Below are 22,193 nucleotides of genomic sequence, written 5' to 3' on the forward strand. Positions count from 1 at the left end.
GGGTCGGCGAGCCACCGGAAGGGGCACAGTGACCACACTGGAGAGTGCGATCGACCCGGCCGCGCCGGCCTTCGTGGCCAACCGGGAGGCGCTGCGGGAGCGGCTCGCCGAGTTGGACGCCGCGCTCGACCGGGCGCGGGCCGGCGGTGGCGAGAAGTACGTGGCCCGGCACCACGGGCGCGGCAAGCTGCTGCCCCGGGAGCGGATCGAGCTGCTGCTCGACCGGGACAGCCCGTTCCTGGAGTTGTCGCCGGTCGCCGGGTTCGGCACCGACTTCCCGGTCGGGGCGAGCGTGGTCACCGGCATCGGCGTGGTCGAGGGCGTGGAGTGCCTGGTCGTCGCCAACGATCCGACGGTACGCGGCGGCGCGGTGAACCCGTGGTCGCTGGCGAAGACCCGGCGGGCCGGTGAGATCGCCCTGGCGAACCGGCTGCCGATGGTGAACCTGGTGGAGAGCGCAGGGGCGGACCTGCCCACCCAGGCGGAGATCTTCATTCCGGGCGGTCGGGTGTTCCGCGACCTGACCCGGCTCTCCGCCGCCGGTATCCCCACGGTCAGCGTGGTCTTCGGTAACGCCACCGCCGGGGGCGCGTACGTGCCGGGGATGTCCGACCACGTGATCATGATCCGGGACCGGTCGCAGGTGTACCTGGCCGGGCCGCCGCTGGTGCGGATGGCCACCGGCGAGGTCACCGACGACGAGTCGCTCGGTGGCGCGGCGATGCACGCCGGCACGTCCGGCCTCGCCGACCAGCTCGCCGAGGACGAGCGGGACGGCATCCGGCTGGCCCGACGGTGCGTACGCCGGTTCAACTGGCGCAAGCAGGGGCCACCGCCGCGCGACCCGGCCCCCCGCCCACCGAGGTACGACCCGGAGGAGCTGCTGGGCATCGTCAGCGCCGACCTGAAGGTGCCGTTCGACCCGCGTGAGGTGCTGGCCCGGGTGCTCGACGGCAGCGAGTTCGACGAGTTCAAGCCGGCGTACGGCACCGCGCTGGTCACCGGCTGGGGCGAGCTGCACGGCTACCCGGTGGGGGTGCTGGCGAACGCGCGGGGGGTGCTGTTCAGCGCGGAGGCGCAGAAGGCGGCCCAGTTCATCCAGCTCGCCAACGCCGCCGACACCCCGCTGGTCTTCCTTCAGAACACCACCGGCTACATGGTCGGCACCGAGTACGAACAGCGCGGCATCATCAAGCACGGCGCGCTGATGATCAACGCGGTGGCGAACTCGACGGTGCCGCACCTGACGGTCAACCTGGGTGCCTCGTACGGTGCCGGCAACTACGGCATGTGTGGCCGGGCGTACGAGCCGAGGTTCCTGTTCACCTGGCCGAACGCGAAGTCGGCGGTGATGGGGCCGGCGCAGTTGGCCGGGGTGCTGTCGATCGTGGCCCGGCAGGCCGCCGCCGCCCGGGGCCGGGACTACGACGAGGACTCCGACGCGGCGATGCGGATGATGGTCGAGCAGCAGATCGAGTCGCAGTCGGGGGCGCTGTTCCTGTCCGGCCGGCTCTACGACGACGGGGTGATCGATCCCCGGGACACCCGTACCGTCCTCGGGCTCTGCCTGTCGGCGATCCACAACGCACCGGTGAAGGGCGCCGACGGCTTCGGCGTCTTCCGGATGTAGCCACCGACGAAAGGCAGGGGCTCGTGATTCGGAAACTGCTGGTGGCCAACCGGGGGGAGATCGCCCGGCGGGTCTTCGCCACCTGTCGGGCGCTCGGTGTGGCGACGGTCGCCGTGCACTCCGACGCGGACGCCGACGCGCCGTACGTGGCCGAGGCCGACGAGGCGGTCCGGCTGCCGGGGAACTCGCCCGTCGAGACGTACCTGCGGATGGAGCTGATCCTGGACGCGGCGCGGCGGACCGGCGCGGACGCCGTCCACCCGGGTTACGGCTTCCTCGCCGAGCACGCCGGGTTCGCGGCGGCGGTGACCGACGCGGGTCTGACCTGGGTCGGCCCGCCGGCCGGGGCGATCGCGGCGATGGGCGACAAGATCGCGGCGAAGGAGTTGCTCGCCGGGGCGGGCGTGCCGATGCTGCCGACCTGGACCGACCGCGACGAGGTCACCGACTTCCCGGTGCTGGTCAAGGCGTCCGCCGGGGGCGGCGGCCGGGGGATGCGCATCGTCCGCGACCCGGCGGACCTGCCGGCGGCCGTCGACTCGGCGCGCCGCGAGGCCGCCGCCGCGTTCGGCGACGGCACGGTCTTCGTCGAGCGGTACGTCGAGCGTGGCCGGCACGTCGAGGTGCAGATCTTCGGCGACACCCACGGTACGGTCGTGGCCCTCGGTGAGCGGGACTGCTCGATCCAGCGGCGGCACCAGAAGATCGTCGAGGAGGCCCCGGCGGTGCTGCCCGACGGGGTGCGGGAGCGGCTGCACGCGGCGGCGGTCGCCGCTGGACGGGCGGTCGACTACGTGGGGGCGGGGACGGTGGAGTTCCTGCTCGCCCCGACGGGCGAGTTCTTCTTCCTGGAGATGAACACCCGGCTCCAGGTGGAGCACCCGGTCACCGAGGCGGTCACCGGGCTGGACCTGGTCCGGCTGCAACTGCTGGTCGCCGAGGGTGGTGCGCTGCCGGTGCCGGCGACCCCGCCGGTAGACGGCCACGCCATCGAGGTACGGCTGTGCGCGGAGGACCCGACGCAGGGGTTCCGGCCGGCGACCGGCACGCTGCACCGGTTCGCGGTGCCCGGGGTGGTCGGCGGGTTCACCCCGACCCGGGGCCTGCGGCTCGACTCGGGGGTGGGCACCGGGTCGACGGTGGGCGTGCACTACGACTCGATGCTGGCCAAGCTGGTCGCCTGGGCACCGACCCGGGCCGAGGCGGCCCGGCTGCTCGCCGGAGCGCTGGCCCGCGCCGAGTTGCACGGGGTGGCCACCAACCGGGACCTGCTGGTCCGGGTGCTGCGTAGCGCGGAGTTCGGCGCGGCGCGGGTGGACACCGGCTTCCTGGACGTGCACCCCGAGGTCTTCGCGCCGCTGCTGCCGGCCGCCCGGCTCCCGCAGGTGGCGCTGGCCGCCGCGCTCGCCGGGGCCGCCGCGCGCCGGGCCGCCGCCCCGGTGCTCGCCGGCCTCCCGTCGGGTTGGCGCAACGTGCCGGCCCTCCCCCAGGTCGTCCGGTACGCCGGTCCCGGCGGCGAGGAGATCGAGGTGCGCTACCGGCTGGACCGGTCCGGCGCACTCGCCGACTGGTCCACCGATCCACCCGCCCCGGCGACCGGGGCAGCGGCGACGGGCGGTCCACCCGCCGACGGCCGGGCCACGCCCGACCCGCCCGCTGCGGACGTACCGCCGGCCGTGGCGTTGGTGACGGCGGCACCGGACCGGGTGCTGCTCGACGTGGCGGGGGTGCGGCAGGTGTTCCGCGTACACCGGGCGGGGTCGGTGGTCTTCGTGGACGGCCCGGACGGGGCGGCGGAGCTGACCGAGCTGCCCCGCTTCCCGCTGCCCCGCGCGGCGACGGCGGCCGGGTCGCTGCTCGCGCCGCTGCCCGGCACGGTGTCCCGGGTGCACGTCGAGGCCGGTCAGCGGGTCGCCGCCGGGGATCTGCTGCTGACCCTGGAGGCGATGAAACTGGAACATCCCGTGCTCGCCCCGACCGACGGCGTGGTCGCCGACCTGCCGGTGTCCGCCGGTGGGCAGGTCGAGACGGGTGCGGTGCTGGCCGTGGTCAACCCCGAGGAGGCACCCCGATGAACTTCGACCTCACCCCGGAGCAGGACCAGCTCCGTGACGCCGTCCGCGCGCTGGGCCGCCGGTACGGCCACTCCTACTTCGTCGAGAAGGCGAAATCCGGCGGGCACACGACCGAGCTGTGGGACGAGGCCGGCCGGCTCGGCTACCTGGGCGTGAACGTCCCCACCGAGTACGGCGGCGGCGGTGGCGGCCTCACCGAGCTGGCCATCGTCTGCGAGGAGCTGGCCGCTGCCGGCTGCCCGTTGCTGCTGCTGGTGGTGTCGCCGGCCATCGCCGCCACGGTGATCAACCGGCACGGCACCGAGGAGCAGCGCAAGCGCTTCCTGCCCGGGTTCGCCGACGGTTCGCTGAAGGTGGTCTTCGCGATCACCGAGCCGGAGGCCGGGTCGAACTTCCACCGGCTCGGCACGGTGGCCCGCCGTGACGGCGACGACTGGTTGCTCTCCGGCCGCAAGTGCTACATCTCCGGCGTGGACGAGGCGCAGTACGTGCTGGTGGTGGCCCGTACCGAGGACGCGACGACCGGGAAGCTGAAGCCCGCGCTGTTCGTGGTGCCGACCGACGCGGCCGGGTTGACCCGGTCCAGGCTGGACATGGAGATCGTCTCCCCGGAGAACCAGTTCCTGCTCTACCTGGACGACGTCCGGCTGCCCGCCGACGCGCTGGTCGGCGGGTCGTTGGACGCCGGCCTGCCGGCGTTGTTCGCCGGGCTGAACCCGGAGCGGATCACGGTCGCCGCGATGGGCGTCGGCACCGGCCGGTACGCCATCGAGCGGGCCACCGACTACACCGCCACCCGTAGGGTCTGGGGTGGTCGCAGCATCGGCGCGCACCAGGGTGTGGCGCACCCGTTGGCGCACGCGGCGGTGCAGGTGGAACTCGCCCGACTGATGATCCACAAGGCGGCCACCCTGTACGACGCGGGCCGCGACCTGGAGGCCGGCGTCTCCGGCAACATGGCCAAGTACGCGGCCGGGGAGGCCGCCGCGCTGGCCGTGGACACCGCCGTGCAGGCCCTCGGCGGGGCCGGCATGACCACCGAGTACGGGGTGGCGACGCTGCTCGGCGCGGTCCGGGCCGGCCGGATCGCCCCGGTCAGCCGGGAGATGATCCTCAACTTCGTCGCCCAGCACGTGCTGGGCCAGGAGAAGTCCTACTGATCCGTCGGTCAGCGCAGGGTGCGGCAGGCCGCGTCGGTACGGTGCACCGGGCGCACCCGCCGGCCCAGCCCCTCCAGCAGCGAGTCCTCCACGTGGTAGTCCCGGATGCGCAGCCGGTGCCGGGGCAGTTCCTCCTCGCTGGGGCAGAGCACCTGGGCGCGGACGTCGTCCACCGGCACGTACCGGACGCCGCCGCGTTCCTGGAGCAGGACCATGTTGACGTCGTCCACGGTGACCACGTGCCCCCGGACGTCCTCGGTGACGCCGGGGGTGGTCTCCACGGTGGTCACGGTGAGCGGCAGCACCGGAGTGGTGATCACCGGCAGCGCCGCCCAGACCAGCATGGCCAGCACCGCCGCCTCGGTGACCGAGGCGAGCGGCCGGATCACCGCCCCGGGCAGCGGACCGGTGACCGCGAGGGCGAGCAGCGGCGGGGCGACGAGCAGCGCCAGGGCGAGCAGTTCCCGTTGCTGCCAGGCGTCGACCAGGGTGGGGGCGAGCAGCCAGCCGTACCCGCCGAGCAGCGCCACCACGAGCAGCGTCCGGGGCACGACGTGCTCGTGCAGGCGGGCCGGGGTGAGCTGGAAGGCGGCCACGAACGCCGGCAGCAGCAGCGGCAGGTAGAGCAGTTGCCAGGTGACCAGGGCGGTGAGGAAGCTGGCCAGCACGAACCAGGCCGGGGTGAGGTCCGCCCAGCGGACGAAGAGCGGGCGGCGGACGGTGGGCGGCATCCGTTCGACGCTGACCCGCAGCACCGCGCCGAGCGCGAAGACCGCGACCAGGCCGGTGGAGAGCAGCCGGGCGGCGGTGGTGAGGAAGCCGGCGAGCAGGTTCACCGGCCCGACGTTCGCCACCAGCAGCAGCGTGGTCTGGAGTTCACCGCCCGCCTCGACGCCGAGACGCAGCACGGAGAAGACGGCGGGCACCCCCACCACGGCCGTCCAGAACGACTGGCTGGCCCGCGCCCGCCGCTCCACCGCCGGGTCCCAGCCGTCGCGCACCGGGACGGTGGTGGCGCCCAGATCCTGCGGTACGGCCGGGGCGGTCACCGGGTCGGCGCCTTGTCGTCGAAGTCGACCAGTTCCGGCACGTTCAGCGGTTGTGGCTGTGCCTTCTCGGCCTTGAGCCACGGCCCGAGGGTCCGGTTGTAGGCGGTGAGCCACGGGCTGCTGATCCCGCTGCGGCCCTGAAGGTAGCTCTTCTGGAGAGCGAAGGCGACCAGGTCGCGCAGGGCGGGGTCACCGATCGGCACCCCGATGCCGAGCAGTTCGCTGGTACCGAAGGGCATGTCGACGATCTCGAACTCGGTCGGGTAGAGGGAGAGGAACCCGGCGAGGATCGTCTCGTCGGAGCTGACCGCGTCGTAGCGGCCCTCCCGGATGCCCCGGACGCAGTCCCCGACCTCCTTGACCACCAGCGCCTTGACGTCGTGCTTGGCCAGCTCGGCCTCGGTGGTGGAGCCGCCGCTGGTGCACACCTTGTACGCCGGTTCGCGGAGGTCCTCGATGGTGCGGATCTTGTCCTTGAGCCGGGTCGGCACCATCACCTCCTGGGTGGTGACGAAGTACGGGCCGGCGAAGCTGACCAGCTTCTCCCGCTCCTCGGTGATCGAGAAGCTGGAGACCACCAGGTCGACCACGCCACCCTGGAGGGCGGGGATACGGTCCTCGGTGGTCACCGACACCCACTCGATCCGCTGGTCGCCCTCGTAGCCGAGGTAGGAGGCGACGTAGCGGGCGATCTCCACGTCGAAGCCGACGTGTGCGCCGTTGCGCAGCTCGCCCATGAGCGGCTCGGTGGTGGCCACCCCGATCTTGATCTTCGGTTGGCCGTCGATGTGCGACTCGCGCAGCTTGTCGCGGACCGAGGGCAGCGAGGGTTCGCGCCGGTTGTCGCAGCCTGCCGCGGCGGCCAGGGTGAGGGTCAGGGCCACCGCCAGGGTGGTGGCGACCGATCGGACCCGGTGGCGGGCGGAGATGTGATTCATCGGCGCACCTCGCTGACGGACAGCCTGGGGGACACCGAGGGTAGCGGCTACGGTCCATCTCCGTCGCGCCGCCCGGCCGACAGCCCCGGCGGGGACGGGCCGGGACGACACCTCGACGCCCGTCACTCTAGGCAGAACGGTCAACCGCATCGGCCGTACGGTTTGACAGCACGCCCGAACAGGTCATGCTTGTCGGGTGAGGCGATTCCTGAGGCCGGACGCGCGGACCGTGGCGGTGGCCGCGGCGCTGGCGACCGGCGCGGTGGTGGTGGTGCTGGTCTTCCGGCATCCCGCCGGCATCATGACGGTGGGGTTGGCGCTGCTCGGTGTCCTCTTCGCGACGGTGACCGGCACCGCGCTGGCCGCCCTGCGCGAACGCGACGACCGGGAGCCCCCGGTCGGGGCGACCGCCCCGGGCCTGCCGGAGGCCGGCTCGTTCCTCGACGCCGACACGCTGGACGCGCTGGACAGCGCGGCGGTGTTGAGCCGGAGGCACCGGATGCGCGAGGTCAGCGACCAGTGAGGGTGGGGGCGACCAGGGCGTTCACGCCCCGCCCGGCGAGGCAGCGGTAGGTGCGGTCGAAATCCTTCTCGCCGGGCGGCAGCACTTCGAGCCGCCAGCCGTTGGTGTAGTCGATCCCGCTGGTCAGCCGGAACGTCCGCGCGTTGCACACCGACCGGACGGTCGGGTCGGCGCTGATCGTGGCGTGCCCGGCGGCGGCCAGTTCGGCCGGCAACTGTCCCTCCACGTACGTCTCCCAGGTGTGCCGTCCCTCGCAGGAGACCTGGGCGGCTTCGGCCCGGTCGGCGCGCAGCCGGACGGGGCCGAAGCACTCCAGCACGGGGGCGCACCGGGCACCGGGCGGCAGGACCACGGCGGTGCCGTCGGCGGCGCAGCCGGGCAGGGCGCCCCAGCGGGCGGCCGGGCTGGACGAGCCGACGGTCGACGGGGCGGCGGTCGGGCCGGCCAGCGGCGGCGCGCCACCGGCGACCCACGCTCCGGCGCTCGCCGAGGCGGCCAGGGCGAGCACCCCGGCCCCGCCGAAGAACCAGCGCCGCCGCCGACGTGCGCCGTGCGGCACGGTCGGGTGGTCGTCCTGGGCCGGGGGGCGGGGGGCGGGCCGCCCGGTGGTCCGTCCGGGTTGGCCGGTGGTCCACCCGAGGGTGTACGGCCCACCGCCGCCGGTGCCACCGGAGGGCCCGCCGGAGACCGGGGCGCCGCTGACCGGGGCGGGGGCCGGGTCGACGGGCAGCGCGGTGAGCAGGTCGCGCAGTTCGAGGGCGGAGGGGCGGGCGTCGGGGTCGTTGGACATCCCGGCGCGCAGCACGTCGACCAGTTCGGTCGGCACCCCGGGCAGGTCGGGGATCGGCTGGTGGAACAGTTCCAGGACGGTGACCAGGCTCGGGTTGCGCTCGGACTGCCAGCGCGGGGGGCGTCCGGTCATCACCGCGTAGAGGGTGGCGCAGAGGGCGTACACGTCGACGGCCGGTGACGGCGGGCTGTGGTTGAACATCTCCGGCGGGGCGTAGGCCGGGGTGAGCACCTCCAGGGTGACCGAGGCGTCCCGCGCCTCGGCCAGCACGGCCAGCCCGAAGTCGGCAAGCACCGCCGAGTTGAAGTGCGAGTGCAGGATGTTGGCGGGCTTGACGTCGCGGTGCAGCACCCCGGCCGCGTGCGAGTGGGCCAGCGCGTCGGCGATCTTGATGCCGAGGTCGCGGGTCTCGGACGCGTCGAGCGGCGAGGTCCGCATCCGTTCGGCGTACGACCCGTCGCACAACTCCATGATCAGGTAGGGGTGCTGGTCGACGGTCACCCCGACGTCGAAGAGGTCCACCACGTGCGGGTGCGAGGACATCCGCCCGGCCGCCCGCGCCTCCCGTAGGAACCGGGCCTGGTCGCGTTCGTTGTCCAGGGTGCGGTTCTCCACCTTGACGGCGACCTCCCGACCGACGGAGATCTGGGTGGCCCGGTAGACGGTGGCGTAGCCGCCCCGGGCAAAGACCTGCAAGTCGGTCAGACCGGGCACATTGGGCAGCCGGAGGGCGCCGGGCGGGGTCTCGGTCACGGCTCGAAAATACCCGTTCCGCCGGGACGCTCAGCGGTCCGTACCGGCGGCGGCGGCCGGACCGGCAGCGGCCGACCCGCTCGTCGCACCCCCGGAGACGCCGCTGACCTGGGCCGCTGTCGAGATGGGAGCGCTACCGCCCGCACCTGTGGATCGACGGGCGTCCCAGCGCAGGCCGAGCGCCGTCGCCACCGCGCCGGCACCCTCCCACAGCGCCACCCCGATGAACCGGTCCGGTGCCACGTCGGCCAGCACGGTCAGCGTGAAGACGGTGAAGGTGACCAGCCGGAAGACCACCGTGAACCGGTAGAACGCCCGCCACTCGGTCGCCACCGCCAACAGGTAGTAGACGCCCATGTTGAACGAGGCCATCGAGGACGCGGTGAGGAACGTGCCGGTGTAGTCGCCGGGCGCCCGGGTCGCCGGCACCTCGAAGCCGAGCATCCGCAGCTGCGCCTCCGGCCACACCAGCCCGAGCGCGCCGAGCAGCACCGCCAGCACCCCGAAGACCGCGATCGTCCAACCAGCGCCCGAACGCGGCAACCTCATCTTGCCCCCCACCCGACGGCGCGACCGGCACCGAGGGGCGGTCGCGTGAAGTGACACGCTAACCGTCCCGGCCGACAGGCGCACATCCCCGGAACCGACAGACCTACCGTCCGCCGACGACCGGGGCCCGGCGGACCACCACCGGCACCCGCCGACCGCCCCGGTCAGACCCCGTCGGCCAGCCGGGCCGCCAGGGCGTCGGCGCTGGCCCGTTCGCTGCGCTGCTCGGTGGCGTAGGCCAGCCGCACCGCCTCCTGCGCGCTGGCCAGCGCCTCGGCCGGGAGACCGCAGGCCGCCAACGCCTCGGCCAGCACCCCGGCGCCGATCACCTGGCTGCGGACGTCCTCCGCCGGGGCGGCGACCGCCCGCCGGGCCCAGTCCAACGCCTGCTCCGTCTGGCCGTGGGCGAGCAGCGCGGAAGCGTACCGGGCGAGGGTCTGCCGGCGGGAGAACAGCAGGGTCGGCGTCTTCGCGGCGGTCGTCGCCACCGGGGCGAGCAACCCGACGGCGGTGGCCGGGTCACCGGCGGCGAGCCGGGCGGTGGCGAGCAGCACCCGGGGGGCGGCCTGCGCCGGGGCCTGCGGGTTGTGCGGTTCCACGGCGGTCAGCACCGCCCGGGCGTCCCGCTCGGCGGTCTCGCAGTCGCCCATGTCCAGCGCCACGAAGCCGCGCAGCGTGCCGGCCATCCCGGTCAGCAGCGGGTGCGAGGTCCGCCCGGCGTACGCGAGGGCGTCGGTGAACAGGTCGGCGGCGTGCTCCGGCTCGCCCAGCCCCCGCGCCACCACCCCCCGTACCACCAGGGCGAACCCGCGCCCCCAGTCGTCGGAGACGGCGGCGAAGTCCCGGTACGCCCGGCGGGCCGACCGGTCGGCCTCGGCCACCTCGCCCAGCTCCGCCCCGGCGAACGCCTCGACCGCGCGCAGCGTGCCCACCGCCCACGCCTCGCCGACCCGCTCCCCGAACGGCAGGAAGATCCCGGCCAGCCGGCAGGCCTCCCCCAGCCGGCCGGCCAGCAGCCGGGCGAAGGCGGTGGTGCCGCGCAACCAGGCCCGCCCGTACGGGTCCTTCAGCTCGGCGAAGAGCCGGGCGGCCCGGCCGAGCACCGCGTCGGTGCCGGCGAAGTCCCCCCGGGTGGTGGTGACCCAGGCCAGGTTCTGCAACGCCCACGCCTGCCCGCGCGGGTCCTTCGCGGCGAGGCTGATCTGGTAGGAGGCGGCGAGCCGGCTGCTCGCCTGGCCGAGCCGACCGGCGACGAAGTCGGCCATCCCGAGCCGGCGCATCGCCGAGGCCCGCAGGTTGGTCACCTCCCCGGCCGTGGCCACCTGCAACGCCTCCTGCCAGCAGGCCACCGCACGCGCCTGGTCGCCCTGCGTCTGGTGGGCCTGGCCGGCGAGCAGCAGGGCGCTGGCCCGGGTGCCGGCGTCGTCACCGGCGTTGGCGGCGATCTTCTCGGCGAAGGCGAGCGCGTCACCGACCCGGCCGACCTGGAGCAGCGCCCGCGCGTGCACCACCCGGTCGGCCGGGGGCAGCCCCTCGCGGGCCAGTTCGGCGGCGCGTTCGGCGTGTTCGACGGCCAGCGCCGGCTCACCGGCCTGCAACGCCCGACGGGCGGCCCGGCCCAGCGCGGCCACCCCGAGCCCGGTGACCGTCCGGGCCGGCGAGTCCGGGCGGAGCTTCACCGCGTCGGCGAGGACGGCGGCCCGCTCGACCTGCTCGGCCACGAAGTCGTCCCGGGCCGCGTCGGTGAACCCGCCCGGCGGGGCGACCGACGCGCCGGGGACCCCGGTCGCCCAGCGGGCCAGCGCGGCGTGCCGTTCGGCGAGTTCGGCCTTGCTCACCCCGGCGTAGGCGGCCTCCCGCATCAGCGGGGTGGCGAACGCGAAGCCGCTGCGGGTGCGGTGCAGCATCCGGCGTTGCAGCAACTCCTCCACGGCCCGCTCCAGCTCGACGGCGGCCACCGCGCCGGGCCGGCCGGCCGGCCCGGACCGCTGCTCGCGCAGCGCCTCCAACGCGCCGGTGGGCACCACGTCGCCGACCACGGCGGCGTCCCGCAGCACCGACCGGGCCTCCGGCGGAAGCGCGTCGATGCGGGCGGCGAGCACGGCGGCGAGGTCCCGGGAGAGCAGCCGGCTGCCCAGCGATCCGGGCACCAGCCGCCAGCCGCCGTCGGGGCCGGCGGTCAGCGCTCCCCGCTCGCGCAGCAGGGTGACCAGTTCGGCCAGGTAGAAGGCGTTGCCCTGGGCGGTGGCGAGCAGCCGGTCGGCGTCGGCCTGGGGCAGCCTGCCGCCGTTGAGATAGCTGGTGAGCAGGCGGGAGGCGTCCGCGCCGCGCAGCGGCGGCAGCGGTTGCACCTCGGCGTCGGCGATCCAGGTCAACGCCCCGGCGGTCCGGACCAGCTCCGGGCGGCCCAGCAGCATCACCAGGACCGGGCCGGTGAGCCGGGACAGCGTCGCGCCGAGGGCGGCGATCGTCTCGCCGGTGGCGTCGTGCAGGTCGTCGACCACGATCACCAGCGGCGCCTCGGCGGCCAGGGCGCTGAGCAGCCCGGCCACCGCGACCGGCACCGCCTCGGCGTCGGCGGCCGGCGGGGTGGCCCCCCAGCCGCCCTGGTCACCGGGGCTGCCGGCGGGCAGTTCGGCGTACCCGAGCAGGGCCAGGAGCTGGTCACCGGCGAGCGGTGGCGCGTCGGCGCGCAGCCGGCCGAGCCGTTGGGCGAGCCGGCGCAGCCGTTCCTCCACGGCCGGCCGGGTGAGCGCGGTGGAGGTGTCGCTGGGCAGGCCGACGGCGGCCCGGACCAGGTCGGCCAACGGGGCCAGCCGTCGCCGCTCACCGAAGGCGGCGCAGCGTACCGAGAGCACCCGGGCCCCGCTGTGCGCGGCGTACCGGCCCGCGCCGACGTCGTAGCCGGCGGCGAGGCGTTCCACCTCGGCGGCGAACCGGGACTTGCCGATCCCCGCCTCGGCGGTCATCAGCAGCACCCGGGGCTCGCCCCGGTCGATCACCTCGGCGAGCCGGCCGGCGACCCGGCCGATCTCGGTCTCCCGCCCCACGAAGGGCGCCTCGTCGCCGAGCCCCGACCGGGTGCCCGGGGCGTCGAGCAGGCCCAGCAGCTCGTACGCCTCGACCGGCTCGCGCTTGCCCTTGAGCCGCAGCGGGCGCAGCACCCGCCAGGAGGCGACGTGCCGGGTGGCCGACGCGGTACGGGCACCGGCGTAGATCGCGCCGACGGCGGCGGCGTCGGCGAGCCGGGCGGCGGTGTTCACCGTGTCCCCGATGACCGTGTACTCGATGGCGGCCTGGATGCCGGCGATCACGTCGCCGGTGTTCAGGCCGACCCGCAGGCCGAGCGGTGCGCCGCCGCCGCGTTCGTCGTCGAGCACCCGGCGCACGGCCCGCTGCATCGACAGGGCGGCCCGGACGGCCCGCTCGGCGTCGTCCTCGTGGGCCACGGGCGCGCCGAAGACCGCCATGATGCCGTCGCCGGTGAGCTTGTCGACGTGCCCGCCGAACGTCTTCACCGCGCCGGCGAGCGCGGCGAGCACCCGGTCGGTGACCGCGCCGACGCGTTCCGGGTCGAGGTCCTCCGACCACGAGGTGAACTCGGACAGGTCGCCGAAGAGCACGGTGACGACCCGTCGTTCGGCAGTGGGCAGGCCGGCGGCGGCCGGCAGCGCCGCCCCGCAGTTGTGACAGAACCGCGCGCCCGGGACGGCGAGCGTGCCGCACACCGGGCAGGTCACGGCTGCTCCACTCCCAGGTACTCCAGTTGGGCGCGGACGGACCACTCGGCGGCCCACCACAGCGACCGGTCCACGTCGGCGTAGACGGTCGCCACCACCTCGGGTGCGGTGCGCGCGCCCGCGTCGACGGCGGCCCGGACCTGGTCGAGCCGGGCCCGGCGGTGGGCGAGGTAGAAGTCGGCCGCCGCGCCGCAGTCGGCGAGCGCCGGGCCGTGGCCGGGCAGCGCCGGGATCCCCTGGTACGCCGACAGCCGCTCCAGGCTGGCCAGATAGTCGCCGAGGTGGCCGTCGGGGTGGGCGACGACGGTGGTGCCCCGGCCGAGGATGGTGTCCCCGGTCAGCACCACCCGCTCGGTGCCGTACGACACCTGCAGGCAGACGGAGTCGGCGGTGTGGCCGGGGGTGGCGATCAGGTCGATGCCCAGCCCGTACCCGTCGAGCTGCCCGGCCGCCCCGGTCAGCGGGTCCCCGCCGACGGTGTGCGCCGGGTCGACGGCGAGCACGGGGACCCCGCCGAGCAGGTCGCTCAGCCGGGGGGCGCCCTCGGTGTGGTCGGGGTGCCCGTGGGTGATCAGCACGAGCCCGACCGGCCCGGACGCGGCCACGGCGGCGAGGTGCCCCTCGTCGGCCGGGCCGGGGTCGACGACGACCGCCTTTGCCGCGTCGGGGGCGCGCAGCAGCCAGGTGTTGGTGCCCTCCAGGGTCATCGGCCCCGGGTTGGGGGCACGCAACAACGTCACCCACTGCGGCAGCCGGTCGGCCGGCGCGGCCGGCGGTGCCGTCACATGCCCGGTCATGGCTGCGATCGTACGACCCTGTGCGCCACTCCCCGCGATCTTGCCGAACCGGCCCACTGGTTTGTGGTCCTTCACGGCTTTCGACCGACCGGCCGGGTCACCTCGCGGGGAGTGGCGGTGCGGTCAGGCCACCTCGACGATCAACTCGATCTCGACCGGGGCGTCCAGCGGCAGCTCGGCCACCCCGACGGCCGAGCGGGCGTGCCGGCCGGCCTCCCCGAAGACCGCGCCGAGCAGGTCCGAGGCCCCGTTGATCACGGCCGGCTGGCCGTGGAAGCCCGGCGCCGACGCCACGAAGCCGGTCAGCTTCACGATCTTGACGATGTTCTCCAGGCCGACCAGCGAGTCGACGGCGGCGAGGGCGTTCAGCGCGCACCGCTCGGCGAGGTCCTTGGCCTGCTCGGGCGAGACACCCGCGCCGACCTGGCCGGTGGCGAGCAGCTTCCCCTCGGCCACCGGCAGTTGACCGGAGACGTAGACGTGCTGACCGGACTGCACGGCCGGCACGTAGCTGGCCACCGGCGGCACCACGTCGGGCAGGGCCAGGCCGAGTTCGGCCAGCTTGGCGTGGGGTCCGTTGCTCATCGTCGGACCCCTTCAGCCCTTGGGACGCTTGAGGTACGCGACCAACTGGTCCGGGTTCGGGCCGGGGATCACGGCGACGAGTTCCCAACCGTCCTCGCCCCAGTTGTCGAGGATCTGCTTGGTCGCGTGGACCAGCAGCGGGACCGTGGCGTATTCCCACTTCTGCATCGGTGGAAGGCTCCCTTGCCTGGCGTGGACTGTGTCGTCGACAGCCTACGGTCCGGGTGACGGCCGGGGCGCGGGACGCTGCTCGGGGGCGGTCGGCAGCTCCCCGCACTGCCCGGCGTGGTCGTACGGCTGGGGGCAGCGGGACCGGTCGGGCAGCAGCAGGTCGCAGAAGACCCGGTGCCTGTTGTTCTGGTCGTCGGCGGTGGAGACGGTGGTCTCGCCGGCGTCGAGTTCGACGAGGAAGCCCAGCGAGGTGGCCACGGTGCCGGCCAGCGCGGTCGCCGCCGCCAGGTCGGCCACCCGGATCGGCAGGTGGATGACGTAGCCGGGTTCCTCGTCGTCCCGGCTGCGGTCGCCGGGGCGGCCGAGCATCCGCAGCACCTCGGTGGGTTCGGCGCAGCGCCGGTAGGACCGCTCGTTCATCGGCAGCCCCGTGCCCGGGGCGTCCGCGTCGCCGCCCGAACCTCCCCGCCTCCCCCGGTCTCCTGGTGCTGAGAAGTGGGCTCGGGCGATGTTCTCCGCGTCGCGCATGTACCTTCCTCCGGCCTCGTACCATGAATGACCGCCGTCCGGACCGGGTGCCGACCCGATCCGCTCCCCCACACCCGGACGAACGTAGGACCCGGCCGGGGCGACGGACAACGGGACGCGCACGGTTGATCACACAAAGTCACATATGCGACACTCGCTTGGTCCGAAAGGTGATCGCGACCCACCGCAGGTCGTGAGCGGTCCGCCACGCGCCGCCCATCGACCGTTACCCTTGCGCCTCGGACGGGCGATCAGGGGTCGCCCGCCGCGCCCGTACCCGCGTCGTCGCCAGGGGCGGCGACGGCGCCCCATCCCCCGGGGGACCACATGACCCATCCACCGTTCGGTGGCGCGAGCGGATCGCCAGGCGGGCCACCGCCACGGCAGGACCCACCAGACCAAGGCGGCACGACCGCTCCCGGCGTCTCCCCGTCCGGTGTCGGCGCGCCGCCGTCGACGGGTTACCCCGCGTACCGGGCGGCGACCCCGGCGCGGCGGCGCGGCCCGCTGGTCGCCTGGCTCGCGCTGGCGGCGGCCGTCGTGCTCTGCGGCGGCGGTGGGACGCTCGCCTTTCTGACCCTGCGCGACACCGAGGGCGGCGAGGGGGCCAAGGAGCCGACGGTGGCGGTGGACGGCTTCCTCACCGCCGTCTACCAGGAACGCGACGCCGGCAAGGCGACCACCTTCGTCTGCGCGGAGTCGCGCGACCCGCAGAAGATCAACGCCAAGGTGGCCGAGGTGCAGCGGTACGCCACCACCTACATCAACCCGCGGTTCCGCTGGTCCAGCCCGACCGTCGACAGCCAGAACGGTGACCGGGCCACCGTCTCCACCACGCTGACCATGACCACCGCCGACGAGAAGATCGCCGAGCAGCCGTTGCGGTTCACCGTCGTACGGAAGGCGGGTTGGTGGGTCTGCGAGGTCGGCTGACCGCGCGGGGTGGATAGGCTCGACCGGTGCGAGCAGCTGAGCGGCCGGCCGACCCGGCCGGTACCGGGTGGCCGTCCCGCCTGCACGTGGTGACCGGCAAGGGTGGCACGGGCAAGACGAGCGTGGCGGCGGCGCTGGCGCTCGCCCTGGCCGCCGGGGGCCGCCGCACCCTGCTGGTCGAGGTGGAGGGCCGGCAGGGCATCGCCCAGCTCTTCGGGGTCGACCCCCTCCCCTACGCCGAGCGGCACCTCGTCGACGCCCCCGGCGGCGGCGAGGTGCGCGCCCTCGCGGTGGACGCCGAGGAGGCGTTGCTGGAGTACCTCGACATGTTCTACAAGCTCGGCGCGGCCGGTCGGGCGCTGCGCAAGCTCGGCGCGATCGACTTCGCCACCACCATCGCCCCGGGCCTGCGCGACGTGCTGCTCACCGGCAAGGTCAAGGAGGCCACCACCCGCACCGCCGGCCAGCGCCGGGTGTACGACGCGGTGGTGCTGGACGCCCCGCCGACCGGCCGGATCGGTCGCTTCCTCAACGTCACCGCCGAGACCGCCCGGCTGGCGAAGGTCGGCCCGATCAAGACCCAGAGCGACGGGGTCTCGGCGCTGCTGCGCTCCCCGATGACCGCGGTGCACGTGGTGACGCTGCTGGAGGAGATGCCGGTCCAGGAGACGGTGGACGCGATCGCCGAGCTGACCCAGCTCGGTTTCCCGGTGGGCCGGGTGATCGTCAACGCGGCCCGCCCGCCGTCGACCACCGGCCGGGAGGTGACCCGGGCGGAGTTGAGACGCGGGCTGGCCGCCGCCGGCCTGCCGACCGACCCGGCGACCGTGGCCGGGCTGGCCGGCGAGGCGCGGGACCAGCAGGTACGGCGGGAGCTGGAGGATTCGCTGCGGACCGACCTGGTGGAGCTGGGGCGGCCGGTGACCGAGCTGCCGTTGCTGCCCGACGGGGTGGATTCCGCCGGGCTGGCGGCGTTCGCCGAGATCCTCCGTCGGGCGGATTGACGCACACCTCACGTCGGCCCGGACGCACGGACCCCACCGGCCCGATACGCTCGATTGGTGCCTTCCGAAGACGCGGCGCCCGTGCTGGACGTCGACCAGATCCTCGCCGACCCCGGCGTGCGCATCGTGGTCTGCTGTGGCGCCGGCGGGGTGGGCAAGACGACCACCGCGGCGGCGCTGGCGCTGCGGGCGGCCGAGCGGCACGGCCGGCGCACGGTGGTGCTCACCATCGACCCGGCCCGCCGGCTGGCCCAGTCGCTCGGCCTGACCGAGCTGGACAACACCCCCCGCCGGGTCAAGGGGATCGACGTCGAGGCCGGCGGCGGTGAGCTGCACGCCATGATGCTGGACATGAAGCGCACCTTCGACGACGTGGTGCTCCAGCACACCGACCCGGCGAAGGCGGCGGAGATCTTCGCCAACCCGTTCTACCAGGCCATGAGTTCCACCTTCGCCGGCACCCAGGAGTACATGGCGATGGAGAAGCTCGGCCAGTTGCACGCCCGGGGCGAGTGGGACCTGATCGTGGTGGACACCCCGCCGTCCCGGTCGGCGCTGGACTTCCTCGACGCCCCGGCCCGGCTCTCCCGTTTCCTGGACGGCCGGATGTTGCGGCTGCTGCTCGCCCCGGCCCGCAGCGGGGGGCGGAGCATGTTCAGTTTCGTCACCGCCAGCTTCGGGATGTTCTCCAAGGTGGTGCAGAAGGTGCTGGGGGCGCAGCTGCTGACCGACCTCTCCGGCTTCGTCGCGGCCCTCGACTCGATGTTCGGCGGTTTCCGGCAGCGGGCCGAGCAGACGTACCGCATCCTCCAGGCCAGCGAGACGGCGTTCCTGCTGGTGGCGACGCCGGAGCCGGACGCGGTGCGGGAGGCGGCCTACTTCGCCGGGCGGTTGGGCGCGGAGCGGATGCCACTGGCCGGGCTGGTGCTCAACCGGGTGCACAGGCCGGCGGTGGGCCTGGACGCGGCGGCCAGCCGGGCGGCGGCCGACCGGCTGGCCGGGCTGGGCGGGCACGACGCCACGGTCGACGTGCTGCGGGCGCACGCCGCGCTGGCGCAGCAGGCGGTCCGCGAACAGCAGGTGGCCCAGCGGTTCACCGAGGCGTTCCCGGCGGTGCCGACGGTGTCGGTGACGGCGCAGCCCGCCGACGTGCACGACGTCGACGGGCTGCGGACGATCGGCGCGGCGATCAGCCGTTCCTGACCGGTGAACGGCCCACCGGGGGCGGTCACCCGCCGGGTCGGGCCTCAGCCGGCGGTGGTGACCAGGATCTTGTCCTTGCCGCTGCGGTCCTTGGCGTTCTTCTTCATCGCCGCCTCGAACATCTTGCGCCAGCTCGCCACCTGCGGATGCCGGCGCAGCAGCGCCCGGCGTTCCCGTTCGGTCATGCCACCCCACACGCCGAACTCGATGCGGTTGTCGAGCGCGTCGGCCAGGCACTCGTACCGCACCGGGCAGCTGCGGCAGATCCGCTTCGCGACGTTCTGCTCGGCGCCCTGTACGAACAACGCGTCCGGGTCCCCGTTCTGACACGCCGCCAGCGACGGCCAGTCAGTGATCATCCCCATCTGTACACGTCCCCCCTTGCAGTACCAACCGACTCGTGCGACCAGCCGTCGTTCCCCCCGGTCGTCCGGCCCGTTCCTTCCCCAAGGAGGCACGGACGACGTGTGGCTCGGGTCGCCGCCACCATCATGCTCTGTAGTCGCATGATTACGCAACGTTGTCGGCGAAATCCAACATTACGGACAGTCCCGGCTTCCCGGGCCTTCGATCGCCGCTTACCCCGTCGGAGTACGTGAAAACGCTGCGCGGGCTCCACCGATCGGTGGAGACTCGGCGCGGTCACCCGCAACCTCGCACCGGGGGTCGTGCGTTTAGCACAACGAGGTCGGCGCGCGCAGGAAATGGGGAAAGAACGCCCCGGCGCCCCTCGTTCCCTACTCGCGTACCCTGTCGAGGTGACCTGGATGCGGAAACGTGACCACAATGTCTTCACCAACGCCGCATCGCTACTGATCTGCGGCCTGCTGGCCGGTGTGGTGGTGGCGGCGGCGGCCTTCCCCGCGGTGGCGATGTCCGGCCTGGCGGCAAAGGCCGGCGCCGAGACCTTCGGAGCCCTGCCCAAGGAGCTGACCGTGGCCCGCGCGCCACAGATCAGCTACCTGCTCGCCAACGACGGCAAGACCCCGCTGGCGACGATGTACGACGAGAACCGGCGCGACGTGAAGCTCGCGGACATCTCCCCGTACATGCAGAAGGCGATCATCGCCGCCGAGGACCACGACTTCTACAAGCACAACGGCGTGGACATCAACGGCGTGGCGCGGGCCTTCGTCAACAACCAGTCCGGCACCAACTCCCAGCAGGGTGCCTCCACGCTGACCATGCAGTACGTCCGGCTGGCCATCGCCTACTCGGCCACCCACCCGGCCGACGTGGTCGCCGCGACCGAGGACACCAGCGCCCGCAAGCTCCGCGAGATGCGGCTGGCCCTCCAGGTCGACAAGGAGTTCTCGAAGGACGAGATCCTCACCCGCTACCTGAACCTCGCCTCCTTCGGCAACGGCGCGTACGGCATCTTCGCCGCCAGCCAGGTGTACTTCGGCAAGTCCCCCAAGAACCTCAAGATCGAGGAGGCGGCGCTGCTGGCCGGCATGGTCAAGGCGCCCACCACCAACGATCCGACCACCCGCAGCGGCTACCCGCTCGCGCTCGACCGGCGTAACTACGTCATCGACAACATGGTCAAGACGAAGGCCATCACCCAGCAGGAGGCGGACGTCGCCAAGGCGACCAAGCTGGTGGTGAAGGACAAGCGCACCCCGAACGGCTGCGTCGCCACCAACCAGAAGGACTGGGGCTTCTTCTGCGACTACTTCTACCGCTGGTGGCTCGGGCAGGAGACCTTCGGCTCCACCACGTACGACCGGGAGCGGCGGCTCAAGAGCGGCGGCTACACCATCACCACCACGCTCGACGTACAGGCGCAGAACGGTGCCGACCGGGCCGTCCGCAAGAACCTCGGGGTGAACAGCAAGGCCGCCCGGATGGTCGCCGCGATCGAGCCGGGCACCGGTCGGGTGCGCGCGCTGTCGGTCAACCGGAACTTCAAGATCGATGACCCGAAGAAGCCGCAGAACAAGTACTCCAGCGACCCCAGGAAGGCCAAGAAGAAGATCCGGGGCAACTACCCCAACACGGTGAACCCGCTGCTCAGCGGCGGCCAGGGCATCACCGGCTACCAGGCCGGGTCGACGTTCAAGATGTTCACCATGGTGGCCGCGCTGGAGAAGGGCATTCCGCTCGCCTACCAGATCAACTCGCCGCCGGTGTTCAAGTCGGAGTACATCGTCGAGCAGAACTCGCCGGCCGCCTGCCCGGGGACGCACTTCTACTGCCCCAAGAACGCCTCGGCGAGCATGGCCGGCGTGCACAACATGTGGACCGCCTTCGGCAGCTCGGTCAACACCTACTTCGTCCCGCTGGAGCAGCAGGTCGGCGCGGAGAACGTGATCAAGGCGGCGCAGAAGCTCGGCATCACCTTCCGCAGCAGCGACGATGCCCGCCGGGCCACCAAGGAGGGCGGCGCCAACCAGTGGGGCGCGTTCACCCTGGGTGTCTCCCAGACCACCCCGCTGGAGCTGGCGAACGCCTACGCCACCCTGGCGGCCGACGGGAAGTACTGCGAGCCGATCCCGGTGCAGCAGATCAAGGACCCGGAGGGCAACAAGCTCGACGTCGCCAACCCGCGCTGCGAGCAGCGGATCTCCACCGAGGTGGCCCGGGCCGCCGTGGACGCCGCCCGCTGCCCGGTCGGTGACCGGTCGTCGGTCTCCAAGTGCTCCGGGGCGACCGCCCGTAACGTCCGCGGCATCGTCGGCAAGCCGGTGGCCGGCAAGTCCGGCACCACCGACAGCGAGAAGACCTCCTCGCTGGTGGTGATGACCAAGCAGTTCGCGGTGGCCGGCATCATGGCCGACCCGGACTGGGCGCAGACCAACCAGCAGATGGGCCACGACACGCCGACCGGCATCAACCCGGCGGTCTACCAGACGCTGCGGGACGCCATGAAGGGCAAGCCCGGCATCGAGTTCACCCCACCCAACGGCAAGATCATCAATGGTGACCAGCGTTCCATCCCGAACGTGAAGTGCCAGTCGGTGGACGGCGCCCGGGGCAAGCTCAAGGAGGCCGGCTTCTCCGTCGTCGTTTCCGACAACAAGGTCGCCTCGGACTGTCCGGCCGGCTCCGTCGCCGGCACCAGCCCCAACGGCCGCACCATCAAGGGCGGCGTGGTCACCATCGAGGTGAGCAGCGGCGGCGGCAGCACCCCGAACCAGGGCGGCAACACGCCGGGTAACACCGGCAACCCACCGGGCCGTCCACCAGGCAACAACTGACCCGTACCGACGCCGACGGGCGGGCACCCCACACGGGGTGCCCGCCCGTCGGCTGTCCGACGTACCGGTGCGCGGACCGACCGGCGCGACGGTGGGTCAGAGGCCGAGCTGTCGGCGTACCTCGGCGGCGACGCGACCACCCTCGGCCCGACCGGCCACCGCGGCCTGGGCCGCCTTCATCGCCGGGCCCATCTGGGACTTCTCGGTGAAGCCGCCCGCGGCCAGCGCCCCCGACACCAGCTCCGTCAGCTCCTGCTCGGAGAGCTGCTTGGGCAGGTAGCGGTCCAGCACCGCCCCCTCGGCGGTCTCCTTGTCGGCCTGCTCGGCGCGGCCGGCGTCGGCGAACGCGGCAGCCGCCTCCCGGCGCTTCTTCGCCTCCTTGGTCAGCACCGCGAGCACCTCGTCGTCGGAGAGCTCGCGCTTGGCCTTGCCGGCGACCTCGGCGTTACCGACGGCGGCCAGCGCCATCCGCAACGTGGAGGTGGTCAGCTCGTCGCGCGCCTTGAGGGCGGCGCGCATGTCTGCGGTCAGGCGGTCCTTCAGCGTGCTCATGGACGGTCAAACT

At 73.5% G+C, this 22,193-nt stretch carries 19 protein-coding genes; 8 read left to right on the top strand and 11 right to left on the bottom strand.

All coding sequences use genetic code 11. From position 1 onward, the window contains the following. The first annotated feature begins 28 nt into the window (after nucleotides 1–28). From FJK98_RS30700 to FJK98_RS30710, 3 genes are read left to right on the top strand one after another with little or no spacing between them, the layout of a single operon-like run. Nucleotides 29–1,630, top strand: coding sequence for an acyl-CoA carboxylase subunit beta (locus FJK98_RS30700; RefSeq protein WP_145922129.1), 1,602 nt, complete (start codon nucleotides 29–31; stop codon nucleotides 1,628–1,630). Nucleotides 1,631–1,653: 23 nt separating this feature from the next. Continuing rightward, a complete protein-coding gene (locus FJK98_RS30705) occupies nucleotides 1,654–3,705 on the top strand; it encodes a biotin carboxylase N-terminal domain-containing protein (protein WP_145922130.1) in 2,052 nt (683 codons plus the stop codon). Beyond that, on the top strand, nucleotides 3,702–4,865 hold the full coding sequence (locus FJK98_RS30710; RefSeq protein ID WP_145922131.1) for an acyl-CoA dehydrogenase family protein: 1,164 nt from the start codon (nucleotides 3,702–3,704) through the stop codon (nucleotides 4,863–4,865). The genes FJK98_RS30705 and FJK98_RS30710 overlap by 4 nt, the downstream gene beginning before the upstream one ends. A gap of 8 nt (nucleotides 4,866–4,873) precedes the next feature. Here FJK98_RS30710 and FJK98_RS30715 read toward each other — a convergent pair whose 3' ends face one another. Together FJK98_RS30715 and FJK98_RS30720 are read right to left on the bottom strand one after the other, a co-directional pair. Continuing rightward, nucleotides 4,874–5,914, bottom strand: a complete 1,041-nt coding sequence (locus tag FJK98_RS30715) for a hypothetical protein (protein WP_145922132.1) — start codon at nucleotides 5,912–5,914, stop codon at nucleotides 4,874–4,876. After that, nucleotides 5,911–6,852, bottom strand: a complete 942-nt coding sequence (locus tag FJK98_RS30720) for a transporter substrate-binding domain-containing protein (RefSeq protein WP_145922133.1) — start codon at nucleotides 6,850–6,852, stop codon at nucleotides 5,911–5,913. Before FJK98_RS30720 ends, FJK98_RS30715 begins: the two co-directional genes overlap by 4 nt. Nucleotides 6,853–7,048: 196 nt before the next feature. Here FJK98_RS30720 and FJK98_RS30725 point away from each other — a divergent pair, with 196 nt between their 5' ends. After that, nucleotides 7,049–7,375, top strand: coding sequence for a hypothetical protein (locus FJK98_RS30725; protein WP_145922134.1), 327 nt, complete (start codon nucleotides 7,049–7,051; stop codon nucleotides 7,373–7,375). On the opposite strand, the gene FJK98_RS30730 is transcribed toward FJK98_RS30725, so the two are convergent. The 7 genes from FJK98_RS30730 to FJK98_RS30760 form a co-directional block, all read right to left on the bottom strand. Continuing rightward, nucleotides 7,362–8,918 (bottom strand): serine/threonine-protein kinase, encoded by a 1,557-nt coding sequence (locus FJK98_RS30730; protein WP_145922135.1) that lies wholly within the window; start codon nucleotides 8,916–8,918, stop codon nucleotides 7,362–7,364. The two genes, FJK98_RS30725 and FJK98_RS30730, sit on opposite strands and share 14 nt — an antisense overlap. 30 nt (nucleotides 8,919–8,948) lie before the next feature. Continuing rightward, a complete protein-coding gene (locus FJK98_RS30735) occupies nucleotides 8,949–9,467 on the bottom strand; it encodes a hypothetical protein (protein ID WP_145922136.1) in 519 nt (172 codons plus the stop codon). Nucleotides 9,468–9,631: 164 nt separating this feature from the next. Beyond that, a complete protein-coding gene (locus FJK98_RS30740; protein ID WP_145922137.1) occupies nucleotides 9,632–13,207 on the bottom strand; it encodes an adenylate/guanylate cyclase domain-containing protein in 3,576 nt (1,191 codons plus the stop codon). Next, on the bottom strand, nucleotides 13,204–14,004 hold the full coding sequence (locus tag FJK98_RS30745; RefSeq protein WP_145922138.1) for an MBL fold metallo-hydrolase: 801 nt from the start codon (nucleotides 14,002–14,004) through the stop codon (nucleotides 13,204–13,206). The genes FJK98_RS30740 and FJK98_RS30745 overlap by 4 nt, the downstream gene beginning before the upstream one ends. Before the next feature lie 123 nt (nucleotides 14,005–14,127). Beyond that, nucleotides 14,128–14,589 carry a RidA family protein gene (locus FJK98_RS30750; RefSeq protein ID WP_088643832.1) on the bottom strand — a complete coding sequence of 154 codons (462 nt, stop codon included), beginning with the start codon at nucleotides 14,587–14,589 and terminating at the stop codon, nucleotides 14,128–14,130. Between the two features lie 12 nt (nucleotides 14,590–14,601). Then, nucleotides 14,602–14,757 carry a DUF4177 domain-containing protein gene (locus FJK98_RS30755; protein ID WP_088643831.1) on the bottom strand — a complete coding sequence of 52 codons (156 nt, stop codon included), beginning with the start codon at nucleotides 14,755–14,757 and terminating at the stop codon, nucleotides 14,602–14,604. A gap of 45 nt (nucleotides 14,758–14,802) precedes the next feature. Further along, complete coding sequence (locus FJK98_RS30760; RefSeq protein ID WP_145922139.1) at nucleotides 14,803–15,288, bottom strand: hypothetical protein; 486 nt, start codon at nucleotides 15,286–15,288, stop codon at nucleotides 14,803–14,805. A gap of 327 nt (nucleotides 15,289–15,615) precedes the next feature. Between FJK98_RS30760 and FJK98_RS30765 the strand changes: the two genes are divergently transcribed. The 3 genes from FJK98_RS30765 to FJK98_RS30775 are packed head-to-tail and all read left to right on the top strand — an operon-like array spanning nucleotide 15,616 to nucleotide 18,428. Continuing rightward, complete coding sequence (locus FJK98_RS30765) at nucleotides 15,616–16,221, top strand: hypothetical protein (protein WP_145922140.1); 606 nt, start codon at nucleotides 15,616–15,618, stop codon at nucleotides 16,219–16,221. A 26-nt stretch (nucleotides 16,222–16,247) separates the two neighbouring features. Next, nucleotides 16,248–17,225, top strand: coding sequence for an ArsA-related P-loop ATPase (locus FJK98_RS30770; protein WP_145922141.1), 978 nt, complete (start codon nucleotides 16,248–16,250; stop codon nucleotides 17,223–17,225). A 54-nt stretch (nucleotides 17,226–17,279) separates the two neighbouring features. After that, nucleotides 17,280–18,428: an ArsA-related P-loop ATPase gene (locus tag FJK98_RS30775; RefSeq protein WP_194822735.1), complete on the top strand. Its 1,149-nt coding sequence runs from the start codon at nucleotides 17,280–17,282 to the stop codon at nucleotides 18,426–18,428. A 44-nt stretch (nucleotides 18,429–18,472) separates the two neighbouring features. Here the strand turns inward: FJK98_RS30775 and FJK98_RS30780 are convergent, their stop codons facing one another. Next, nucleotides 18,473–18,793: a WhiB family transcriptional regulator gene (locus FJK98_RS30780; protein ID WP_145922143.1), complete on the bottom strand. Its 321-nt coding sequence runs from the start codon at nucleotides 18,791–18,793 to the stop codon at nucleotides 18,473–18,475. A 402-nt stretch (nucleotides 18,794–19,195) separates the two neighbouring features. Here FJK98_RS30780 and FJK98_RS30785 point away from each other — a divergent pair, with 402 nt between their 5' ends. After that, nucleotides 19,196–21,628 (top strand): transglycosylase domain-containing protein, encoded by a 2,433-nt coding sequence (locus FJK98_RS30785; RefSeq protein ID WP_145922144.1) that lies wholly within the window; start codon nucleotides 19,196–19,198, stop codon nucleotides 21,626–21,628. 96 nt (nucleotides 21,629–21,724) lie between these two features. On the opposite strand, the gene FJK98_RS30790 is transcribed toward FJK98_RS30785, so the two are convergent. After that, complete coding sequence (locus FJK98_RS30790) at nucleotides 21,725–22,180, bottom strand: GatB/YqeY domain-containing protein (protein ID WP_088643824.1); 456 nt, start codon at nucleotides 22,178–22,180, stop codon at nucleotides 21,725–21,727. Nucleotides 22,181–22,193: the final 13 nt, after the last annotated feature.

Source organism: Micromonospora sp. HM134 (assembly GCF_007833915.1).
Taxonomy (GTDB): Bacteria; Actinomycetota; Actinomycetes; order Mycobacteriales; family Micromonosporaceae; genus Micromonospora; species Micromonospora wenchangensis.

What these genes read in the sequence shown, in the direction of transcription:
- FJK98_RS30710 (WP_145922131.1), top strand. Translation starts at nt 3,702, where the DNA reads ATGAACTTCGACCTCACCCCGGAGCAGGACCAGCTCCGTGACGCCGTC.
- FJK98_RS30720 (WP_145922133.1), bottom strand. Translation starts at nt 6,852, where the DNA reads ATGAATCACATCTCCGCCCGCCACCGGGTCCGATCGGTCGCCACCACC.
- FJK98_RS30735 (WP_145922136.1), bottom strand. Translation starts at nt 9,467, where the DNA reads ATGAGGTTGCCGCGTTCGGGCGCTGGTTGGACGATCGCGGTCTTCGGG.
- FJK98_RS30745 (WP_145922138.1), bottom strand. Translation starts at nt 14,004, where the DNA reads ATGACCGGGCATGTGACGGCACCGCCGGCCGCGCCGGCCGACCGGCTG.
- FJK98_RS30750 (WP_088643832.1), bottom strand. Translation starts at nt 14,589, where the DNA reads ATGAGCAACGGACCCCACGCCAAGCTGGCCGAACTCGGCCTGGCCCTG.
- FJK98_RS30755 (WP_088643831.1), bottom strand. Translation starts at nt 14,757, where the DNA reads ATGCAGAAGTGGGAATACGCCACGGTCCCGCTGCTGGTCCACGCGACC.
- FJK98_RS30760 (WP_145922139.1), bottom strand. Translation starts at nt 15,288, where the DNA reads ATGCGCGACGCGGAGAACATCGCCCGAGCCCACTTCTCAGCACCAGGA.
- FJK98_RS30765 (WP_145922140.1), top strand. Translation starts at nt 15,616, where the DNA reads ATGACCCATCCACCGTTCGGTGGCGCGAGCGGATCGCCAGGCGGGCCA.
- FJK98_RS30780 (WP_145922143.1), bottom strand. Translation starts at nt 18,793, where the DNA reads ATGGGGATGATCACTGACTGGCCGTCGCTGGCGGCGTGTCAGAACGGG.
- FJK98_RS30785 (WP_145922144.1), top strand. Translation starts at nt 19,196, where the DNA reads ATGCGGAAACGTGACCACAATGTCTTCACCAACGCCGCATCGCTACTG.
- FJK98_RS30790 (WP_088643824.1), bottom strand. Translation starts at nt 22,180, where the DNA reads ATGAGCACGCTGAAGGACCGCCTGACCGCAGACATGCGCGCCGCCCTC.